We start from the raw sequence: 18,257 nt of genomic DNA, 5'->3' as shown, positions 1-18,257 counted from the left end.
TCTCCACGCGCGACGGTATCTGATGACATGATGCCGAATGCGGGCGCTTCGATCCAATCGAAGCTTCGTCTCTATGGATCAAGAGGACTGATGCATGAAACTGTCGAGGCAATTTCCACTCAATGCGCTTCGCGTGTTCGAGGCGGTGGCCCGCCACCTGAGTTTCACCAAGGCGGGCGAAGAGCTCGGCCTGACGCAGACGGCCGTCAGCTATCAGGTGAAGCTGCTGGAAGAGACGCTGAAGGAAACGCTGTTCCTCCGCCAACCGCGCAAGATCCTTCTGACGGAAGCCGGTGCGCGACTGGCACCGAAGGTCACGGAAGGTTTTGACATCCTGGCCTCCGCCGTCAACGAGATGCAGGGCGTGGCCGAGGGTACGCTGATCATCCATTCGACGCATACCTTTGCCAGCCATTGGCTGGCCCGGCATCTCGGCATCTTCCAGCTCGACAATCCGACGATTGCCGTGCGGCTTGAAACCTCGCAGGCGGTGATCGACTTCAGCAAAACCGAGGCCGATCTGGCGATCCGCGTCGGCACCGGCGAATGGCCAGGCCTCAAGTCGCATTTCGTCATGCGCAACCATTTCACCCCGATGCTGAGCCCGAAACTTGCCGACACGATCGGTGGCGTGCACGACCCGTTGGATCTCCTGAAACTGAAGATCATCGATCCGGGCGACCCCTGGTGGCGCCTCTGGTTCACCGCGGCGGGGCACCCTGATGCGCCGCTCGAAAGCGCCTCCAGAAACCGGCTTGGCTCACAGGCGGTGGAAGCGGCCGCCGCGATTGCCGGCCATGGCGTGGCAATTCTGAGGCCCGACTTTTATCAGGATGACGTCGCGATGGGGCGCCTGATCCAGCCCTTCGACCTCACCTGCGAGGACGGCTCGCATTACTGGCTGGTCTATCCGGAGGCCCGGCGCCAGACAGCCAAGCTGCGCGCCTTCCGGGCCTTCCTGCAGAAAACCCTGCCAAGCTTCGACAAGGGCCCGGACAGCGGCATCATGTAGAACGGTGTCCGTCAAAACCGCGGCAGTTTCGCAGCTGCTATGCGCGCCCACACATCATCCCTCGGTTTCGGCAACGGAGCTTGTGGTGCCGCCACATCCCGGGACAACGCATCCGGCAGATCGTCGAGCCGCAACGCCGCGGGTCGGTTGCGGCCCGGCAGAAGCCGTTTTGCCCAAACCCAGAACGCGCTTCTCCTCCGGACAGAACCAGTGGTCCAGACCGCCATGATGGCCTCCGTCATCTGTTGATTTTTTTGTCGTTTCCGGATCGACAAATGCGCCGGTTTGCAGCCAGATACCAATTCAATCTGACAAGCGATCCAGAAAGAGAACTTATCGATGAAGCTATCGCGCCAACTGCCGCTGAATGCACTCAGAGTGTTCGAGGCGGTTGCGCGGCTCGGCAGTTTCACCAAAGCCGGCGAGGAACTGGGCATGACCCAGACGGCCGTCAGCTATCAGATCAAGCTGCTGGAGGAACATGTCGGCGAGATGCTGTTTCTGCGCCAGGCACGGCGCATCGAGCTGACATCAACGGGCGAACGGATGCTGCCCAAGGTCACGGAAGCATTCGGTCTTCTGACCGAGGCGGTGACCGAGGCCCGCGGTCAGGATGCCGGTATCCTGACAATCCATTCCACACCGACGTTCGCATCCCATTGGCTTGCCCGTCATATCGGCGCGTTCCAAATAGAGCATCCGGGCTTGGGCATTCGTATTCTCCGCATGAACAGATCGGCGGACTTCTTCAGCGACAACGCCGATATTTCCATTCTGCGCAGTGAAGCACCGCCGCCCAACATGGAAAGCCAGGAGCTGTTCCGTCTCAATTTCGCGCCAATGCTGAACCCGAAGCTGGCCGAAACAATCGGCGGCGTGACGACCCCCGCGGATCTTCTGAAACTGCCGCTGATCGGCGCCAGCAGCAAATGGTGGGGAATGTGGTTTCAGTCGAACGGCATCGACATCCCCCTGCCCGGCACGATCACGATCGATGCCGACGGCGCGCTGGATCTGGAAGGCAGCGCCGCCATTGCCGGTCACGGCGTGGCACTGCTGAGCCCGTTTCTTCACCAGGAAGAACTGGAGGCCGGCCGCCTGATCATGCCCTTCGAGGTCTTCAAGAAGGACGACCGGAGCTATTGGCTGATCTCCCCGAAAAGCCGCCGCCAATCGGTCAAGGTACAGACCTTCCGCCAGTGGCTGCTGAAGACCCTGCCGCCCCAGATCTTGTTGCCGTCGGGTGCCGCTCAGTAGCTCATGTCGGGCGCATAAAAGCAGCGCAGCGTATCCTCGTTCGGATAGAGGCAGAGGTGATATTCCTCGTCCTGACTGCGGCGCGCTTCGCTTTGCGGCACGCTGAAGGCATGGTTTTTCGTCACCAGCCGATGTTCGCCGGCCTTGAGAGAAATCTCGTAGCCATTCGATGTGACCCGGACATTCTTCGTCGAGATCATCTGACAATCGCCGGTGTGCTCGTTGCCATTACAGCAGTAAGCTTCGTATTTCCAACCGGCATGGGCCTCGTGTGCGCTGAGGCTGGACGGGGACGCAGACGCATACGCAATCATCACAAGCGCCAGAATGCTTCGCATGAGCTTATTCTCCGTTGATGAATGCATCACCACCGGTGAACCCGCAATACCCACCTTTCACCGGCTGTCTTGCAATCGTCATATTAGCGCAGACCAATGAGTCGGCGAATCCGCAAGTTTTCGCGATGCACAACTGATAGCCCAGGACAGCCTCGCGTCAGGTCCGCCGTCCATTTGCGCTGCCAAAATGGCATCGGTTGGCATGTTGCGGTGCATGCTTTCCGCCTATGCAACGGACGAAATTTTTCGCAATGTGACCGTTCGGGGAATGTGAAGGGATCTGCCGGATGTATGAATATGCCGTGGCCTGGGAATGGCTGAACTTTGCCGTGCGCTGGCTGCACGTGATCACCGCAATCGCCTGGATCGGCTCGTCCTTCTATTTCATCGCGCTCGATCTCGGCCTGGTGAAACGGCCGCATCTGCCGGTGGGCGCTTACGGCGAGGAATGGCAGGTGCATGGCGGCGGCTTCTACCACATCCAGAAATATCTGGTGGCGCCCGCCCAGATGCCGGAGCATCTCACCTGGTTCAAATGGGAAAGTTATGTCACCTGGCTATCGGGTTTCGCGTTGCTGGCCGTGGTCTATTACGGCGGCGCCGATCTTTTCCTGATCGATCACGGCGTGCTGCCACTCTCCCCCTGGCAGGCCATCTGTCTGTCGCTGGCATCGCTGGCGGTCGGCTGGATCATCTATGACCAACTCTGCAAGTCACCGATCGGCGAAAACACCTGGGGGCTGATGGCGCTGCTCTACGTCGTGCTGGTCGCCATGGCCTGGGGATATACGCAGGTCTTCACCGGCCGTGCCGCCTTCCTGCATCTGGGCGCCTTTACCGCGACCATCATGTCGGCCAACGTCTTTTTCATCATCATCCCGAACCAGAAGATCGTCGTGGCCGACCTGATTGCCGGGCGCACGCCGGACCCGAAATACGGCCGCATCGCCAAACAGCGCTCGCTGCACAACAACTATCTGACGCTGCCGGTCATCTTTTTCATGCTGTCGAACCACTATCCGCTGGCGTTCGGCACGCAGTTCAACTGGGTCATTGCGGCACTCGTCTTCCTGATGGGCGTCACCATCCGCCACTGGTTCAACACCACCCATGCCCGCAAGGGACACCCCACCTGGACCTGGCTGGTGACGGTCATCCTCTTCATCCTCATCATGTGGCTATCGACCGTGCCGAAGGTGCTGACCGGCGAGACGGACACCGCGCTGTCCCCCGTGCAGCAGAAATTTGCCGCGGACGTGCATTTTGCCGAAGCGCGTGACATCGTCCAGGGGCGCTGTTCCATGTGCCATGCGAAGGAGCCTGTCTGGGAAGGCATCACCTTTCCGCCGAAGGCTGTGAAGCTGGAAACCGACAGCGAGATCGCCAAGCACGCCCACGAGATCTATATCCAGGCCGGGCGCAGCCATGCCATGCCGCCCGGCAACATCACCGCCATCACGCCGGAAGAGCGCAAGCTTCTGACGGCCTGGTACGAAAGCGCCACGAACGGCGCCGGAGCAACACGCTGACATGACCTCTCTTCTTCTTCGCGGCCGCCTGCTTTCCTTCCACCGCGCGCCGGACAATCTCGCCGATACGGCAAGCTATTCTTACGAAGAGGACGGCGGCCTGCTGATCGAGGATGGGCGCATCCTGAAGCGCGGTTCCTATTCGGAAGTGAAGGCCGCGGCGCCGGTGGATGTTCAGGAGATCGATCACCGCCCGCATCTGATCCTGCCGGGCTTGATCGACACCCATGTGCATTTCCCGCAGATGCAGGTGATCGCCTCCTATGCCGCCAACCTTCTGGAATGGCTGAACACCTACACCTTTCCGGAGGAATGCCGCTTTGTGGAAAGTGCGCATGCGGCGCGCATCGCCACGCATTTCTACGACGAATTCTTGCGCCAGGGCACAACGACCGCCGTCGCCTATTGCTCCGTGCACAAGACCTCCGCCGATGCCTTTTTTGCCGAGGCCATGCGCCGCAACATGCTGATGGTCGGCGGCAAGGTGATGATGGACCGCAATGCGCCGCAGGGCCTGCTCGACACGCCGCAAATGGGTTATGACGAGACCCGCGCGGTCATCGAAGAGTGGCACGGCAAGGGCAGAAACCATGTGGCCATCACGCCGCGCTTCGCCATCACCTCGACGCCGGAGCAGATGAGCGCGGCTGAGGCGCTGGCGAAGGAATTCCCCGACCTGCATATCCAGACGCATCTCTCGGAAAACCATGAGGAAATCCGCTACACCTGCGAACTCTATCCCGAGGCCATCGATTACACGGACATCTATGCCCGCTACGGCCTGCTGGGCCAAAAGACGCTGCTCGGCCACGCCATCCACCTGTCGGAACGCGAGGCGGATGTTCTGTCGGAGACCGGATCGGTCGCAGTCCATTGCCCGACCTCCAATCTCTTCCTCGGCTCCGGCCTGTTTCCCCTGAAGGCGCTGGCGCGCCGGGAGAAGCCGGTGCGCATCGGGGTTGCCACCGATATCGGCGGCGGCTCCAGCTATTCCATGCTGAAGACGCTGGACGAGGCCTACAAGATCCAGCAATTGCTGGGAGAACGCCTGAATCCGCTCGACAGCTTCTACCGCATGACCCGCGGCAATGCCGAGGCTCTGTCGCTTGTCGATCGCATCGGCACGCTGGAGGAAGGCACCGACGCCGACCTCGTCGTGCTGAATGCGAGCGCGACACCAGCCATGCGGCTGCGCATGGAAACGGTGAGCACGTTGCCGGAGGAACTGTTCCTGCTGCAGACGCTGGGCGACGACCGCAGCGTGGTGGAGACTTATGTGGCGGGCGCGGCGGCAAAATCAGCCCTGGGTTGAGTTTTCCTTGCGCACTGTTACGATCGCGACATGAGGATCATAGCGCGCTCAACGCTACGCCATTTCGTCGAGAACCTTGCGAGCCGCAGGGAACAGGATAGCGTGGCTGAAGCGTTGGATGTCTGGTATCATCTGACGCTCAAAGCCGAATGGAAGACATCTGCAGAGGTAAAGAAGACGTTCGCGGCGGCAAGTATCGTGAACGCCGAGCGCGTGGTGTTCAACATCAAGGGCAACCACTACCGACTCGTGGCCGCCATTGACTATGAGAACGGCCTCGTTTGGATAAAGTGGATTGGCTCACACGGGGACTATGACCACATTGATGTGACGAAGGTGCAGCATGGATGAACTCCAGACAATTCAGTCCGAGCAAGACTATGAGAAGGCGCTGCGCGACCTGACGATACTCTGGGGCGCAAAACCCGGCACGGCCGATGGGGAACGATTGAACAACCTTGTTGATCGCATTGTTGCGTATGAGGATGAGCATTTCCCGATGGGAACGCCTGATGAAGAGAGCATCCGGCAATTTCTGGCGGACCAGAATGGCAGTCAGGCGGGCGCGCAGACCAGCAATGACAGTTATCGGTTTGTACTGATAAAAGACAGAAACGGACAGTACATGTTTCAGCTGATAGCTCCGAATGGCGAAATTATGTTTCACTCCTCGCCATTCACCTCCCGGGAGAAAGCCATCAATACGATCCGGACTCTGCAAAGCCTACAGGATTACCAGACAACCATTGATGAAGCTGCCTGATTTAAAGTCATGACCGCTTTCGGCTTGTCTTATAAACTTCGGAACGCTCGCGCTTTCCGACGGCCACGACGACAACAGTAATACGCTCGTCTTCCACCCGATAGACGAGCCGGTAACCCGCAGCACGCAGCTTGATCTTGTAATGGTCAGCCAGCCCGCTCAGGCGATCTGCCGGGACGTGCGGCGTCACCAGACGCTCGGCGAGTTTCTTCTTGAACTGTTCGCGAAGGGTCGCGCCCAGTTTCTCCCATTCCTTCAGAGCACTCGGAAGAAATTCCAGCCTATAGGTCATCAAGAGAAACCGGGATTCCGCGTTCTCCCTTTCGCTTCTGCACCAGATCGACAAGCCCCTGATCGTCCAGCGCGTCTATCATGGCTTCGTAGGTGCTGGCGGGCACCATGTAGGCCATCACGCGGTTATGGTTCAGCACCGCGACGGCGTGACCATCCGCACCTTCAACGATGGCGGTCGGGTTCTTTTTCAGATCGGAGACGCTAACGGCGATTTCCGCTTCGACACGCTGCATGAAAGGTCTTTCTTCAGCACTGAATTAAGCACCTTATATCATCTCTTTACCGCCTGTGACAGAGCCGCACAGGAGGCACAACCGAGCCGAAATTCGCTTTCCTCCCGCCTTCCATGTGTTACTTGTCGGAGAATGTTTCGGAGGAAGAACCACCCCATGTCCAAGCCACTGACGATTGGCGATCTGAAAGCCCTTGCCCGCCGCCGCGTGCCGAAAATGTTCTTCGATTATGCCGACAGCGGCTCCTGGACCGAAGGCACCTACAGGGCAAACGAGACGGATTTTTCAGGCATCAAGCTGCGTCAGCGCGTGCTGGTGGACATGACGGACCGTTCGCTGAAAAGCGAAATGATCGGCCAACCGGTGGCCATGCCCGTGGCGCTGGCACCGACGGGGCTGACCGGCATGCAGCATGCCGATGGCGAGATGCTGGCCGCCAAGGCGGCGGAGGAATTCGGCGTGCCCTTCACGCTGTCGACCATGAGCATCTGCTCGATCGAGGATGTCGCCTCTGTCACCTCGAAACCCTTCTGGTTCCAGCTTTACGTGATGAAGGACCGCGCCTTCATCGAAAGCCTGATCGACCGCGCCAAAAAGGCCGGCTGCTCGGCACTCGTCGTCACCGCCGACCTGCAGATTCTCGGCCAGCGCCACAAGGACCTGCGCAACGGTCTCTCCGCGCCACCAAAATTCACGCCAAAACACATCTGGCAGATGGCAACCCGCCCGCAATGGTGCCTCGACATGGCCCGCACCAAACGCCACGGTTTCGGCAACATCGTTGGCCATGCCAAGAACGTCTCCGACCTCTCCTCGCTCAGCGTCTGGACGGCGGAACAGTTCGATCCGCGCCTCTCCTGGGCCGATATCGCCTGGATCAAGGAACGCTGGAACGGCAAGCTGATCATCAAGGGCATTCTGGACGAGGAGGACGCGCGTGCCGCCGCCGATACCGGCGCCGATGCGATCATCGTCTCCAACCATGGTGGCCGCCAGCTCGACGGCGCCCCCTCCTCGATCAGCATGCTTCCAAAAATCGTCGAGGCCGTCGGCGACCGCATCGAGGTGCATCTCGACGGCGGCATCCGCTCCGGCCAGGACGTGCTGAAGGCCGTGGCGCTTGGCGCCAAGGGCACCTATATCGGCCGCCCCTTCCTCTATGGCCTCGGCGCCATGGGCAGGCAAGGCGTCGAACTGGCCTTGACTATCATCGCCAAGGAGATGGACATCACCATGGCGCTCTGCGGCAAGCGGGACATCAAGGCGGTCGATCGCAGCGTGATCGCGCACTGCCCGTATTGAAGGCCTACCCCAGCCATCCCGTCGCCAGCCCCGCTTCCCAGGCGGGGCGGCCGTTCGCGGCCGCCAGCCTTGACTGGCTCATATGGTCGTAATTCACTAGCCGGAAGGTAACAGACCACACGCCGGATTGGCGCTCGCAGATCGCATAGGACGCCATCGGCGATCCCGCCTCGACACGGCGATAATAGGGCGTGTCGTCATCATAAGCCGGGCAGCCGACACTGCCGGGATTAACAATCAGCCGCCCATCCGGCAGGCGCACGGCGCGCGGCAGATGTGAATGGCCGCAAAGAATCAGCGACTGGGAAATGCCATCGGCCAGACGTTCGATCTCGACCAGCGGCTTGAGGCAGACCGCGCCATCCGGCTTGACCTCCTCCAGCCAATAGGTGTGATCATGCTTCGGCACCGCATGGCAGAGAAACACCGCGTCCCGCCACACGCGCGAGAACGGAAGGCTCCGCAGCCAGTCAAGATGCGCGGGCGTCAGCTGCCGGAAGGCATCCGCTTCCCAGGCATGCATGTTCCCCGCCTCGTGCTCGATCAGGTATCGGTCGTGGTTGCCGCGCACACTCACCAGATCCAGCGACAGCAGGAGATCCGCCGTCCGCCCGGCTTCCAGCGGCCCCGACAGGCAGTCGCCGAGATTGACGATGCTGTCGGTCGCGATGCCGTGGGCGGCGATATCCGCCAGTACCGCCTCCAGCGCCGCGCAGTTTCCGTGAATATCGGCGATGGCGGCAAACCGCATGTCAGCTGCCGCGATAGGTGGAATAACCGTAGGGCGAAATCAAAAGCGGCACATGATAATGGCCACTCTCATCAGCAATGCCGAAACGGATGGGAATCACGTCGAGGAAAGCCGGTTCCGCCAGCGCAGCGCCGCTGCGGCGCAGATAATCCCCGGCATGAAAGACCAGTTCGTAGGTCCCCTTGCGGAAGCTGTCGCCAATCAGGATCGGCCCGCCATCCACACGGCCATCGGCATTGGTGATGACCGTCTTCAGATGCGAACGGCCATCACCCTCCAGGTGATAAAGATCGATCACGAGCCCCTCGGCGGGTTTGCCGAGAGCGGTGTCGAGAACATGGGTGGTCAGTCCGGTCATGGCCTACTCGCTGATGCTGGGTGCGGTGATGACGAAGGGTTCATCAAAGAAAAATTCTTCCAGATTGTTGCCCGGCCCGTCGCGATCGACAACCAGAAAATCCGAGACGGCATCGATCGTCATCAGCGGATGATGCCAGACATTGGCGCGGTAGTTCACACCCTGATCACCCTGCGCCAGAAACACCTGCGGCTCGCCCGGACAGCCGTCCTGGTCCTCCGATACCACCACGAGATAAGGCCGACCGTTCAGCGGCGAAAAGCTCTGGCTGCCGAAGGGGTGGCGCTCCATCATCGTGAGCTCGTAAGGGAAGGCGCGCGGTTTGCCGCGGAAAATATTGAGGATGACGCGAGCGCCCTCGCCTGTTGCCTCCGCTTCCGCCAGACCATGAAACCGCTCGGTATTGCCGCCGTTGATGAGCTTTATGGAGGAAGGATCGGCCTCGATCACATGGCCGAAGGCAAGGAAAGCGTCGCGCGTCAGCGGACGGATGGGAAGTGTCTTGGGCATTTCGGATTATTCACCTTGGGCATGGAAATGGCGCAGAGCGCGCAGCTGGGAGAGAAGTTGGGGCACCGTATCGCTGGCCGCAAACCATAGTACCGCTGGATCGACGCTCGAAAGGTCCCGCTGAATGTGATCGCGCAGACCGACGAGTTCCGTCCATCCGATCTCCGGATGGTCCGCTGCAAAATCGGGGCTGCGCTTCAGGATGTCGGAGGCGATTTCGCCAATGATCACCAGGTCCATGCTGACCGCACGCTGAAGGAGGCGATCGGCACGAAAACCCTCCGCCGTCATTCCCTCGATGAATGCACCGGTCTCGGTGAACATCTCCGTCATATGGTTAATCGAATCCAGCAGACGGTCCAGATCGCGGCTCACAGGAGGATGGCCTCGGCCAGAACACGGTCTCTGACCCTCGGTCGCAGCCCTTTGCTGGTGGCAAGATCGACACGCATCTGCAGCAGGCTTTCCAGATCATGCTGCAAGCCGCCGAGATCAAAAAGGGTCGTCTCCTCCAAAGTATCGACCAGAATGTCGAGGTCACTGTCCTCCCGATCCTCTCCCCGTGCGACGGAGCCGAACACACGCGGGTTCGCCGCGTGGTGTTGAGCCACGAGTTGGCGAATACGCTCCCTGTTCCTTTCCAGCACGTCCGATGGGCGCATGATGAACTCCTGTCGCGGATCCTACATCATTCTCACGCCGACGGCAGCATGCTTTGAAGCCGCAGCAGTGCAATGCGCTCCACCTGCCCGCAGGCGGTCGAGAACTCATCCTCGCGGCTGTTGTGGATGCGTTTTTCGAAGGCCTGAAGGATGTCGTCCTTCGTCAGCCCCTTGACCGCGATGATGAAGGGAAAGCCGAATTTCTCCACATAGGCGGTGTTGAGTTCGGTGAAGCGGGCGTGTTCGTCCGCGCTCAGCCGGTCGAGCCCGGCGCCGGCCTGTTCCTTGCGGCTGTCCTCCGTCAACTCGCCGGCAATGGCGAGCTTTCCGGCGAGATCCGGATGGGCGCGCAGCACGCCGAGCCGCTCCTCCTCTGACGCTACACGGAAGACAGCGACGAGTGCCGCATGCACACGGTCCACCGTCAGCGTCTCGCCACGCACCAGATCATCATCATAGGCCCGTTCGGCGATAAAGGGCGAGTGTTCGAAAACGCCGCCGAAGCGGTCGACAAAGTCATTGCGTGTCATCGGTCAAATACTGTCCGGCTTGTGGTGCTGGTGCCAGTGGTGGGCGATCTCGATGCGTTTCGGGATCCATACCTTCTCGTGGCCGAGCACATATTCCATGAAGCGCTTCAGCGCGGCGATACGGCCTGGACGCCCGACAAGGCGGCAATGCAGGCCGACGGACATCATCTTCGGTGCGCCTTCCTGGCCTTCCGCATAGAGCGCGTCAAAGGTGTCCTTCAGGTAAGTATAGAACTGGTCGCCAGAGTTGAAACCCTGCGGTGTCGCAAAACGCATGTCATTGGCATCCAGCGTGTAAGGAATGATCAGGAACGGCTTGCCGTCCACGCCCTTCACCCAGAAGGGCAGGTCATCCGCATAACTATCGGAGGAATAGAGGAAACCGCCTTCCTCCTGCACCAGCCGCAGCGTGTTGATGGACGGTTTGCCCTGATACATGCCATAGGGGCGCTCGCCGGCGACTTCCGTATGCAGGCGCACGGCATCGAGAATATGCTGGCGCTCCAGCTCCTCCGGATAATCCTTGTATTCGTGCCAGCGATAACCGTGGCTGGCGATTTCCCAACCGGCTTCGTTCATCGCTGCCACCGCATCAGGGTTGCGCATCATGGCCAGCGTCACGCCATAGACCGTGCAAGGCACGTTGAGGCCCGTGAACAGACGGTGCAGGCGCCAAAAGCCGGCACGCGAGCCGTATTCGTAGATGCTTTCCATGTTGAGGTTGCGCTGGCCCGGCCAGGCGGCGGCACCGACGATTTCCGACAGCAGGTTTTCCGAGGCCGGATCGCCATCCAGGATGCAGCTTTCGCCGCCTTCCTCGTAATTGATGACGAACTGAACGGCCACATGCGCACCTCCCGGCCATTTCGGGTCCGGGATATTGCGGCCATAACCAACGAGATTGCGCGGATAAGCGTCTGCCACCATCGAAAATCACCTTCTGAAACAGTGAGCCGACGGTAGCATCCTCGCACCAGATGTCGAGATGCCGTGATGCACTGCAAACAGGCTTGGTTCAGGCGATGCGGCGCGAGGCGACACTTCCGAGCGGATGCAGGGAGTGGACGAGGAAGGGTGCGCCCGGCTCCGTCTCGACGAACAGCGCCAGGTTGGCCATCTCCAGTTCCCGCTCGAGATAGGGCTCGAAATAACGGCGCAGCACCTCTTCCAGGCGGCCGATCAGATGCGGCGCAACGGCCCCCGTCAGCGTCATGTGGAACCGGAATTCGTCCATCACATGCGGATGGCCCCAGCGATGCAGATTGGCAAACTGGGAGGCGGAGAGATGGCCGGGATCGGCGCGTTCCAGCTCCGCATCGGTCAGCGGTGCACGGAAGGCGTCGAAATGTTGCACGACCGCGCCCGCCAGGTGATGCAGCGGTTCGCTGACTTCGCTCGGCATCAGGGCAAACCGGTTGCCGAGACGTGCCACCTCCAGCTTCGGCAGGCGGAAGCGCTCATGCTGGCCGGCAAAATGCATCAGATTGCGCAACAGCAGCGGTTCGGCCACACCTTCGACGAGACGGAAAGGCGGTTTCAGCGTGCCGTGAAAACCGTAACGCCGCGGAACAGCCGTGTTGAAGGCGATCTCGTGCAGGTCGAGACCACGGATCGGGGGCAGCTCCGTCGCTTCGCCGGAGAAGGCGTTGCGTCCGAGCCACTGAGAGGCAGCAATCGTCAGCGGGTCGCTCGCTGGCGGCGTAAAATTGATGGCGTATCGCATCCGTCACCTTCCCTGTCGCCCTGCCCTGGACCCCCGTCGTTTTGGTTGAGCGAGGATCTAGGTGATTTGCGTGACAGATTGACGACACGGATTTGTGGTTAGCCTGAGGCTTGTGCAACCTGAAGATGATGCGACATCTGAAAGCCGTCCGGCAGGAGAAGGTCCCGCCCGCCAAGCAGGCCAAGCGCTGCATCGGCAAGTTTATGGGCAAGGCCGAAGCTGACCTTGAAACCACCTGTCAAAGCAAAGACTTGCGGTGCGTCCGGATGCGGCCCCACCATCGGCTCGCGGTCGATCGCCTTCGGCCTCACGCCCGCCCAGCGTTCAACCACGCGTGCGCCTTGAAGTTTTGGTGAAACCTCCATGGCGCGGCGAAGGAGCGCATCCAGCTGATGATCCGTGGCCTCTGGACTGTCGAAGGTGTCTTCGCTGGTGCTGCCGATCGCGATTCGCCCGTCCTCATGCGGCACGATGTAAAGCCCGTTCAGAAAGACAACCGGAAGGGCGGGATCGACATCCGCCTCCAGCAGCGCCGCCTGCCCTTTGACGGCGGCTCCGAGCGGTCGCGCGAGCGGTGGGCCAAGCTGCGCCAGAAGGTCAAAGGAACCGGTGCCGGCGGCAACGATCGCATGACCGAAGGACATCCGACGGCCATCCGACAGTTCGGCCTGGCGCGGCAGGAGGCGCCGGACGGAGAGGCCGTCAGCACGCTGCACATGCCGCCCCGCATCGATCGCCGCAACGAGCGCTGTGGTCAGGCTCCGCGGTGAAATCCGGGCAGCCAGCGTATCCTCCACCACGCCGGCACCGCAGGCATCCGGCGACAGCCAGAGAGGATCGGACGGCAAGTCTCGAACCGTCCAGGAGAAACGACGACCGGCAAACACCCAGTTTTCTGCCGCAGCCGGCGCGCGGCGTTCGGCAAGCGGCCGCAGATGCGGTTTCGGTAAGGGAATGAGACGTCCGGAACGGCGGTAACCGCAGGCAAGGCCCGTCTGCGCTTCAAGCTCCGCCACCTCGGTTTCGAGCGCAATCAGCGCTTCCAGCTGGAACCGCTTCTTGTCGTTCCACTGGTCCGGCATATGCGCCATCAGGGCGCCAAGCAGACCGCCACTGGCGCCGGCTGCCGGACGCACCGCATCGAGAAGCAGCGTTTTGATGCCCAGCCGCTCCGCCTTCACCGCCGCCCAGAGCCCCATGATACCGCCGCCGATGATCAAAAGTTCGATCGACTGCGGCAGGTCTTTCGCCGCGTCTTTCGATTGACCGGCGGCGTTTGCGGGACTATCGGCTTGCCCCAAGGAGAAATGGCCCATGGCAGATCCCGACATGACGGTGGAAGGACAAGCGCTGGAATGGCGCGAGGGCGATATGCCCTATTCGACGCAGTTTGGCGATCACTTTTATTGCCAGACGGACGGGCGGCTGGAATGCGGCCATGTGTTCCTCTCCGGCAACGGCCTGCCGGAGCGGTGGCCAAAGGAGGGGATTTTCAGGATCGGCGAACTGGGCTTCGGCACGGGGCTCAACGCCTGCGAGACCTGGCGGCAATGGCAGCTGGAAGCACGCGGCGACGCGCAGCTGCACATGACATCCTTTGAACTTTACCCGATGGCGGCTGCGGACATCGACAAGGCGCTCTCGCACTGGCCGGAGATTGACCGGGAGCGCCAGGCGCTCGTTGCGGCCTGGCCCGAGGAGCCCGGCGGCATGATCGACCTCGTTTTGTCGCAAACGATGCGGCTCACCGTCATCTGCGGCAAGGCCGAACAAACGGTGCCAAAAGCCGATCTTGCCTTCGACGCATGGTATCTCGACGGCTTTGCCCCCTCGCGCAATCCCGAGATGTGGTCGCTCGAGCTGATGCGGGCCGTCAATGACAAGACGAAGGAGGGCGGCAGCTTCGCCACCTATGCCGCGGCCGGTTTCGTGCGACGCAACCTGCAGGCCGCCGGTTTCATCGTCGAGCGGCGACCGGGCTTTGCCGGCAAGCGCGAGATGCTGTGCGGCCTCAAACCGTCTTTAACTGCGTGACGCTTCGACGGCAGGCGGCACCTTGCGCCATTCGGCAATCTTGGCTTCCAGGATCTCCGGGCTGATCGGCTTGGAGAGGTAATCGTCCATACCGGCGGCCAGGCACAGATCGCGGTCGCTTTCCAGCGCATGCGCCGTGATGCCGATAATCGGCACGTGGCCACCTTCGTCCCGTTCGATTTCGCGAATGCGTCGTGCCGCCTGATGGCCGTTCATCACCGGCATGGACACATCCATCAGGATCAGGTTCGGTCGGTTGCGGCGCCAGGCTTCGACCGCTTCCGCGCCATTGCTGACAAGCTTGAAATCGACACCCATGCCCTGCAGGATCTGGGTAAAGACGATCTGGTTCACTTCATTGTCCTCGGCGACCAACACGTCGAGGCCGCCGCCTTCCCTCTGCGGATCTGCCGCAGAACTCTGAACCTCTTGCACCGGCTGCGGCTCTGCCGGACCAACAAACAAGGAAGGACGCGCCATTTCGCGCAGTTGCGCCCGTCCGGACCGGATGACCTCGACCACCGTCGTGCGCAACAGGTGCGAGCGGGCGGGTTTCATCAGATGCGCCTGGATGTTCAGCGTGTCGAACGCGCCCTCGCTGCTGGCAGTATCCATCGAGGTCAGGAAAATGATCGGCAGATCGCCAAGCACGCTGTCCTCGCGGATCAGTTTCGCCACCGCAAACCCGTTCATCTCCGGCATCTGGTAATCGAGGATCAGGGCATCGACGCTGACGCCCAGGTCGGCAGCGGCGCGCAGCACAGCAATACCATCCCTGCCGTTGTCGACGGCAACACAGTCAAAACCCCAGAGCCGCAGCTGTTCGGTGAGAATACGGCGGTTGACCTCGTTGTCATCCACGACAAGCACCCGCGCACCTTGGACGCTGTGGGCGATCTGATCATTCGGAAGGCGCTGCCGTGCAATCGGCAGCGTGACAGAGACGGTAAAGACCGACCCCTTGCCAATTTCGCTCTCCACCGCCATCCGTCCGCCGAACAGATCGACGAGGCCGGAGGTGATGGCAAGGCCAAGCCCGGTTCCCTCGTGGCGGCGTGTGGACGAACCATCAACCTGCGAGAACTTCTCGAAGATTCGCTCCAACTGGTCCGCCGGGATGCCGATCCCGGTATCCTCAATGCGAATCGTCAGGTCGAGCTCGCGATCCCCCCGGAGCTCCGACTGGATATCGATGAACACATGGCCGCGTTCGGTGAACTTGATCGAATTGCCGATCAGGTTGGTGATGATCTGCCGGAAGCGCCCGGCATCCCCCAGCACCATATGATGCACATCGGCGCCCCGCACGATGAGCTCGATATCCTTTTCCGCGGCCGAAGAGGACAGCAGGCTCGCCACATCCTCGATCGCATCCACCGGATCGAAGGGCGCCTGGCGAAGGCTCATCTGGCCGGCATCGATCTTCGAAAAGTCCAGGATGTCGTTGATGATCGTCAGAAGCGCATTGCCGGACTTCATGATGATATCGGTAAAGGTCTTCTGGCGCGTATCGAGGTTTGATTTCGACAGAAGTTCGGCCATGCCGAGCACGCCGTTCATGGGCGTGCGGATCTCATGGCTCATATTGGCCAGGAATTCCGACTTCGCACGGTCGGCCGCTTCGGCCCGCTTCAGCAGGCGTTCGAGCTCGCGTTCGCGCTGCCTGACCTCGGTAACGTCGGTAAAGACGACGAGTGTATTGCTGCTTCCGCTAAGCTTGCCTTCGATATCCACCCATCGGCGACCGCCGATGCAGATCGACAGCTTGAGAGGCTTCCGTTTTTCGTTCTGTCCCAAAAGCTGCGAACGGATGCGCTCGGCGTTTTCCGGCGTTCCGAAATCGCCACGCTCGGCCTGATAGTTGAATGCTTCCAGCCAGTCCTTGCCCTGCTCGAGCGTGTCCGCCGGAACCTCCAGCATGTCGATCAGTGCATCATTGGCGAAGAACACCGTATCGTTGCGCAACACCATGAGACCCTGCGACATCGCGCTCGTCGCTTCATGCATCATCAGAGCATGGCGATCGAGCGCCTCACGCGCCTCCTGCACTTCCTGCTGATGCTTTCGGATACCGGTGATGTCGACGCAACTGATCAGGATCTTGCCATCGGCGACATGCGCGCGATCGACAAGGATGCAGCGACCGTCGATGTTGGACAGTTCGAACGGCTTGAACGGACCCGTGTCGCGCCAAAGCGCCACGCGCCGTTCATACAGCGTTTCAAAATCCACGCCCTCATGCACATAGGCGCCACGATCGAAATTGAACTGCAGGAACGAGCGATAGGTTTCGCCACTCCAGTTGCGGTATTCCTCGCCTTCCAGCCGCCAGAACTCGTTGAGCATGCGGTTGGCATATTCGATGCGCAGATCGCGATCGAAGATCGCAACACCGACCGGCAAAGCTTCCAGGATCGATTGAAGTTCGGCATGCAGGCGTTCCGCCTCTCTCTGTGCATCGCGAACCAGCGTGACATCCGTGATCGAACCGACAATGTAAGGTTCACCGGCAGGAGATGAGATGCGACCGAGCCGGGTAATGGCAGAGATCGACCGGCCATCGAGAAAGGGAACCTCCTCTGCCTTTTCGATGGATCCGCCCTCGGCCAGGACCTTTTCGTTTTCCGCCCGGAAACGCGCACTCGGGCCAGGAAACATCTCCTCTTCCGTCTGGCCGAGATAGCGCTCGCGTTTGTCGCCCAGCATCACCTCATAGGCGGCATTGGCATAAACGAGCCGACGCTGGCTATCGCGCAGGAACACCGCGACAGGCAGGTCCTCAAAGGCGGCACGATAGATCTCGGCCTCCTCGATCTTTTTGCCCAGCCGCATTTCCTGCACCTTGAACTCGGTCACGTCGAGCCGCAGGATGATCAGCCAGCCGTTGTTCAGCCGCTTGTTGACGCTGCGAAGCCAGCGCCCGTCCGGCAGAGGTTCGGTGGCCTGCCAGTGTTGCCTCGACAGGATCTCCATGCGTCCGTCGACCCACTCCCGGCGCGCATCGACCGCATCCTGCTGCGCCTGATCGACCTTGTTGTGGTGATCGTAGATCCCTTCGAGCACGTCGCGCAGTTCACGTCCGATGCTCAGTTCAAAACCGAGCGAGCGGTAGTAGTTGGCCAGCTCATCGTTGAAATAGAGAAGCTTGTTCGTTTCGCTGAAAATGCCGATACCCGCATCCAGCAGGTCAAGCGCCGAACCGAGCATTTGCAGATTGACGCCTGCATCCGAGAAGTCCCGCAGCCCGCTGCCGGCTTCTGTTGCGGCAACGGCCTGTGTCTTGTCTTGCTCGAACACGGCAAACAGATAGGCCTTGTCGTTTTCGGAGATGAAACGCTCGATGCGGATGTCGTGCAGCCGGCGCCCCGACCGGTCACGGACGCATGCGATCTCGTCGCTGCCGAAGACAAGCGCCCGCCGCTGGCGGTCGTGGCATTCCTCGTCTTCCACGCGCAGACCGAATTCCTGCGAGAGGCGCCCGGGAAACTGGTTGCGTTCGGCCCCGTGCAGGCGGGCAAAGGCGTCATTGACAGCGACATACCGAAGCGCACCGTCCTTGATGAAGGCTGGCACGTCCAGATCGTTGATGCGCTCGCAGGCGCGCTGCAGTAGTTCGCCGTCGTTCGTCAAACCATACCCCGACGAATCA

The 18,257-nt window shown here is 60.8% G+C and carries 20 protein-coding genes and 1 pseudogene; 8 read left to right on the top strand and 13 right to left on the bottom strand.

What is annotated here, in order from left to right; all coding sequences use genetic code 11:
- Positions 1 to 94 precede the first annotated feature (94 nt).
- Both OU993_RS22000 and OU993_RS21995 read left to right on the top strand, forming a co-directional pair.
- Positions 95 to 1,012 (top strand): LysR substrate-binding domain-containing protein, encoded by a 918-nt coding sequence (locus tag OU993_RS22000; protein WP_268161050.1) that lies wholly within the window; start codon positions 95 to 97, stop codon positions 1,010 to 1,012.
- Between the two features lie 339 nt (positions 1,013 to 1,351).
- Entirely contained in the window at positions 1,352 to 2,269 is a 918-nt protein-coding gene (locus OU993_RS21995) for a LysR substrate-binding domain-containing protein (RefSeq protein WP_268161049.1), read from the top strand.
- Here the strand turns inward: OU993_RS21995 and OU993_RS21990 are convergent.
- Positions 2,263 to 2,607 (bottom strand): hypothetical protein, encoded by a 345-nt coding sequence (locus OU993_RS21990; protein WP_268161048.1) that lies wholly within the window; start codon positions 2,605 to 2,607, stop codon positions 2,263 to 2,265. The two genes, OU993_RS21995 and OU993_RS21990, sit on opposite strands and share 7 nt — an antisense overlap.
- Before the next feature lie 287 nt (positions 2,608 to 2,894).
- Here OU993_RS21990 and puuD point away from each other — a divergent pair, with 287 nt between their 5' ends.
- From puuD to OU993_RS21970, 4 genes are all read left to right on the top strand, one after another.
- Positions 2,895 to 4,136, top strand: a complete 1,242-nt coding sequence (gene puuD, locus OU993_RS21985; RefSeq protein ID WP_268161047.1) for a urate hydroxylase PuuD — start codon at positions 2,895 to 2,897, stop codon at positions 4,134 to 4,136.
- A 1-nt stretch (position 4,137) separates the two neighbouring features.
- Complete coding sequence (guaD, locus tag OU993_RS21980; protein WP_268161046.1) at positions 4,138 to 5,448, top strand: guanine deaminase; 1,311 nt, start codon at positions 4,138 to 4,140, stop codon at positions 5,446 to 5,448.
- Between the two features lie 102 nt (positions 5,449 to 5,550).
- Complete coding sequence (locus OU993_RS21975; RefSeq protein ID WP_268161045.1) at positions 5,551 to 5,799, top strand: type II toxin-antitoxin system HigB family toxin; 249 nt, start codon at positions 5,551 to 5,553, stop codon at positions 5,797 to 5,799.
- The gene (locus OU993_RS21970) at positions 5,792 to 6,211 is read left to right on the top strand and encodes a DUF1508 domain-containing protein (RefSeq protein ID WP_268161044.1); all 420 of its coding nucleotides are present in this window, start codon (positions 5,792 to 5,794) and stop codon (positions 6,209 to 6,211) included. Before OU993_RS21975 ends, OU993_RS21970 begins: the two co-directional genes overlap by 8 nt.
- 7 nt (positions 6,212 to 6,218) lie before the next feature.
- On the opposite strand, the gene OU993_RS21965 is transcribed toward OU993_RS21970, so the two are convergent.
- Positions 6,219 to 6,503 carry a type II toxin-antitoxin system RelE family toxin gene (locus OU993_RS21965; protein WP_215565347.1) on the bottom strand — a complete coding sequence of 95 codons (285 nt, stop codon included), beginning with the start codon at positions 6,501 to 6,503 and terminating at the stop codon, positions 6,219 to 6,221.
- Complete coding sequence (locus tag OU993_RS21960) at positions 6,493 to 6,738, bottom strand: type II toxin-antitoxin system Phd/YefM family antitoxin (RefSeq protein ID WP_268161042.1); 246 nt, start codon at positions 6,736 to 6,738, stop codon at positions 6,493 to 6,495. The genes OU993_RS21965 and OU993_RS21960 overlap by 11 nt, the downstream gene beginning before the upstream one ends.
- Before the next feature lie 156 nt (positions 6,739 to 6,894).
- Between OU993_RS21960 and OU993_RS21955 the strand changes: the two genes are divergently transcribed.
- Complete coding sequence (locus OU993_RS21955) at positions 6,895 to 8,040, top strand: alpha-hydroxy acid oxidase (RefSeq protein WP_268161041.1); 1,146 nt, start codon at positions 6,895 to 6,897, stop codon at positions 8,038 to 8,040.
- A 4-nt stretch (positions 8,041 to 8,044) separates the two neighbouring features.
- On the opposite strand, the gene OU993_RS21950 is transcribed toward OU993_RS21955, so the two are convergent.
- From OU993_RS21950 to OU993_RS21910, 9 genes and pseudogenes are all read right to left on the bottom strand, one after another.
- Complete coding sequence (locus tag OU993_RS21950; RefSeq protein ID WP_268161040.1) at positions 8,045 to 8,791, bottom strand: metallophosphoesterase family protein; 747 nt, start codon at positions 8,789 to 8,791, stop codon at positions 8,045 to 8,047.
- Between the two features lies 1 nt (position 8,792).
- Positions 8,793 to 9,149: a hydroxyisourate hydrolase gene (gene uraH, locus OU993_RS21945; RefSeq protein ID WP_268161039.1), complete on the bottom strand. Its 357-nt coding sequence runs from the start codon at positions 9,147 to 9,149 to the stop codon at positions 8,793 to 8,795.
- Positions 9,150 to 9,152: 3 nt separating this feature from the next.
- Positions 9,153 to 9,659 carry an ureidoglycolate lyase gene (locus OU993_RS21940; RefSeq protein ID WP_268161038.1) on the bottom strand — a complete coding sequence of 169 codons (507 nt, stop codon included), beginning with the start codon at positions 9,657 to 9,659 and terminating at the stop codon, positions 9,153 to 9,155.
- A 6-nt stretch (positions 9,660 to 9,665) separates the two neighbouring features.
- Positions 9,666 to 10,034, bottom strand: a complete 369-nt coding sequence (locus tag OU993_RS21935) for a HepT-like ribonuclease domain-containing protein (protein ID WP_268161037.1) — start codon at positions 10,032 to 10,034, stop codon at positions 9,666 to 9,668.
- A complete protein-coding gene (locus OU993_RS21930; RefSeq protein WP_268161036.1) occupies positions 10,031 to 10,321 on the bottom strand; it encodes a nucleotidyltransferase family protein in 291 nt (96 codons plus the stop codon). The genes OU993_RS21935 and OU993_RS21930 overlap by 4 nt, the downstream gene beginning before the upstream one ends.
- Before the next feature lie 32 nt (positions 10,322 to 10,353).
- A complete protein-coding gene (gene uraD, locus OU993_RS21925) occupies positions 10,354 to 10,851 on the bottom strand; it encodes a 2-oxo-4-hydroxy-4-carboxy-5-ureidoimidazoline decarboxylase (RefSeq protein ID WP_268161035.1) in 498 nt (165 codons plus the stop codon).
- A gap of 30 nt (positions 10,852 to 10,881) precedes the next feature.
- A pseudogene (puuE, locus tag OU993_RS21920) lies at positions 10,882 to 11,778 on the bottom strand (allantoinase PuuE); the annotation flags it as partial.
- Between the two features lie 88 nt (positions 11,779 to 11,866).
- On the bottom strand, positions 11,867 to 12,574 hold the full coding sequence (locus OU993_RS21915) for a DUF1045 domain-containing protein (protein ID WP_268161033.1): 708 nt from the start codon (positions 12,572 to 12,574) through the stop codon (positions 11,867 to 11,869).
- A gap of 98 nt (positions 12,575 to 12,672) precedes the next feature.
- Positions 12,673 to 13,875 carry an NAD(P)/FAD-dependent oxidoreductase gene (locus tag OU993_RS21910; RefSeq protein ID WP_268161276.1) on the bottom strand — a complete coding sequence of 401 codons (1,203 nt, stop codon included), beginning with the start codon at positions 13,873 to 13,875 and terminating at the stop codon, positions 12,673 to 12,675.
- A 13-nt stretch (positions 13,876 to 13,888) separates the two neighbouring features.
- Between OU993_RS21910 and mnmD the strand changes: the two genes are divergently transcribed.
- Positions 13,889 to 14,608 (top strand): tRNA (5-methylaminomethyl-2-thiouridine)(34)-methyltransferase MnmD, encoded by a 720-nt coding sequence (gene mnmD / locus OU993_RS21905; protein ID WP_268161032.1) that lies wholly within the window; start codon positions 13,889 to 13,891, stop codon positions 14,606 to 14,608.
- Here the strand turns inward: mnmD and OU993_RS21900 are convergent.
- Positions 14,597 to 18,238 carry a response regulator gene (locus OU993_RS21900; protein WP_268161031.1) on the bottom strand — a complete coding sequence of 1,214 codons (3,642 nt, stop codon included), beginning with the start codon at positions 18,236 to 18,238 and terminating at the stop codon, positions 14,597 to 14,599. The two genes, mnmD and OU993_RS21900, sit on opposite strands and share 12 nt — an antisense overlap.
- Positions 18,239 to 18,257 lie beyond the last annotated feature (19 nt).

The sequence above is a fragment of the Rhizobium sp. SL86 genome (assembly GCF_026672545.1).
Taxonomy (GTDB): Bacteria; Pseudomonadota; Alphaproteobacteria; order Rhizobiales; family Rhizobiaceae; genus Neorhizobium.
This window is presented reverse-complemented; position numbering and strand designations above follow the sequence as displayed.

Bases quoted from the DNA above. Each gene is read 5' to 3' on its own strand.
- OU993_RS22000 (WP_268161050.1), top strand. From the start codon at position 95: ATGAAACTGTCGAGGCAATTTCCACTCAATGCGCTTCGCGTGTTCGAG.
- OU993_RS21995 (WP_268161049.1), top strand. From the start codon at position 1,352: ATGAAGCTATCGCGCCAACTGCCGCTGAATGCACTCAGAGTGTTCGAG.
- OU993_RS21990 (WP_268161048.1), bottom strand. From the start codon at position 2,607: ATGCGAAGCATTCTGGCGCTTGTGATGATTGCGTATGCGTCTGCGTCC.
- puuD (WP_268161047.1), top strand. From the start codon at position 2,895: ATGTATGAATATGCCGTGGCCTGGGAATGGCTGAACTTTGCCGTGCGC.
- guaD (WP_268161046.1), top strand. From the start codon at position 4,138: ATGACCTCTCTTCTTCTTCGCGGCCGCCTGCTTTCCTTCCACCGCGCG.
- OU993_RS21970 (WP_268161044.1), top strand. From the start codon at position 5,792: ATGGATGAACTCCAGACAATTCAGTCCGAGCAAGACTATGAGAAGGCG.
- OU993_RS21965 (WP_215565347.1), bottom strand. From the start codon at position 6,503: ATGACCTATAGGCTGGAATTTCTTCCGAGTGCTCTGAAGGAATGGGAG.
- OU993_RS21960 (WP_268161042.1), bottom strand. From the start codon at position 6,738: ATGCAGCGTGTCGAAGCGGAAATCGCCGTTAGCGTCTCCGATCTGAAA.
- OU993_RS21955 (WP_268161041.1), top strand. From the start codon at position 6,895: ATGTCCAAGCCACTGACGATTGGCGATCTGAAAGCCCTTGCCCGCCGC.
- OU993_RS21950 (WP_268161040.1), bottom strand. From the start codon at position 8,791: ATGCGGTTTGCCGCCATCGCCGATATTCACGGAAACTGCGCGGCGCTG.
- uraH (WP_268161039.1), bottom strand. From the start codon at position 9,149: ATGACCGGACTGACCACCCATGTTCTCGACACCGCTCTCGGCAAACCC.
- OU993_RS21940 (WP_268161038.1), bottom strand. From the start codon at position 9,659: ATGCCCAAGACACTTCCCATCCGTCCGCTGACGCGCGACGCTTTCCTT.
- OU993_RS21930 (WP_268161036.1), bottom strand. From the start codon at position 10,321: ATGCGCCCATCGGACGTGCTGGAAAGGAACAGGGAGCGTATTCGCCAA.
- uraD (WP_268161035.1), bottom strand. From the start codon at position 10,851: ATGACACGCAATGACTTTGTCGACCGCTTCGGCGGCGTTTTCGAACAC.
- OU993_RS21915 (WP_268161033.1), bottom strand. From the start codon at position 12,574: ATGCGATACGCCATCAATTTTACGCCGCCAGCGAGCGACCCGCTGACG.
- mnmD (WP_268161032.1), top strand. From the start codon at position 13,889: ATGGCAGATCCCGACATGACGGTGGAAGGACAAGCGCTGGAATGGCGC.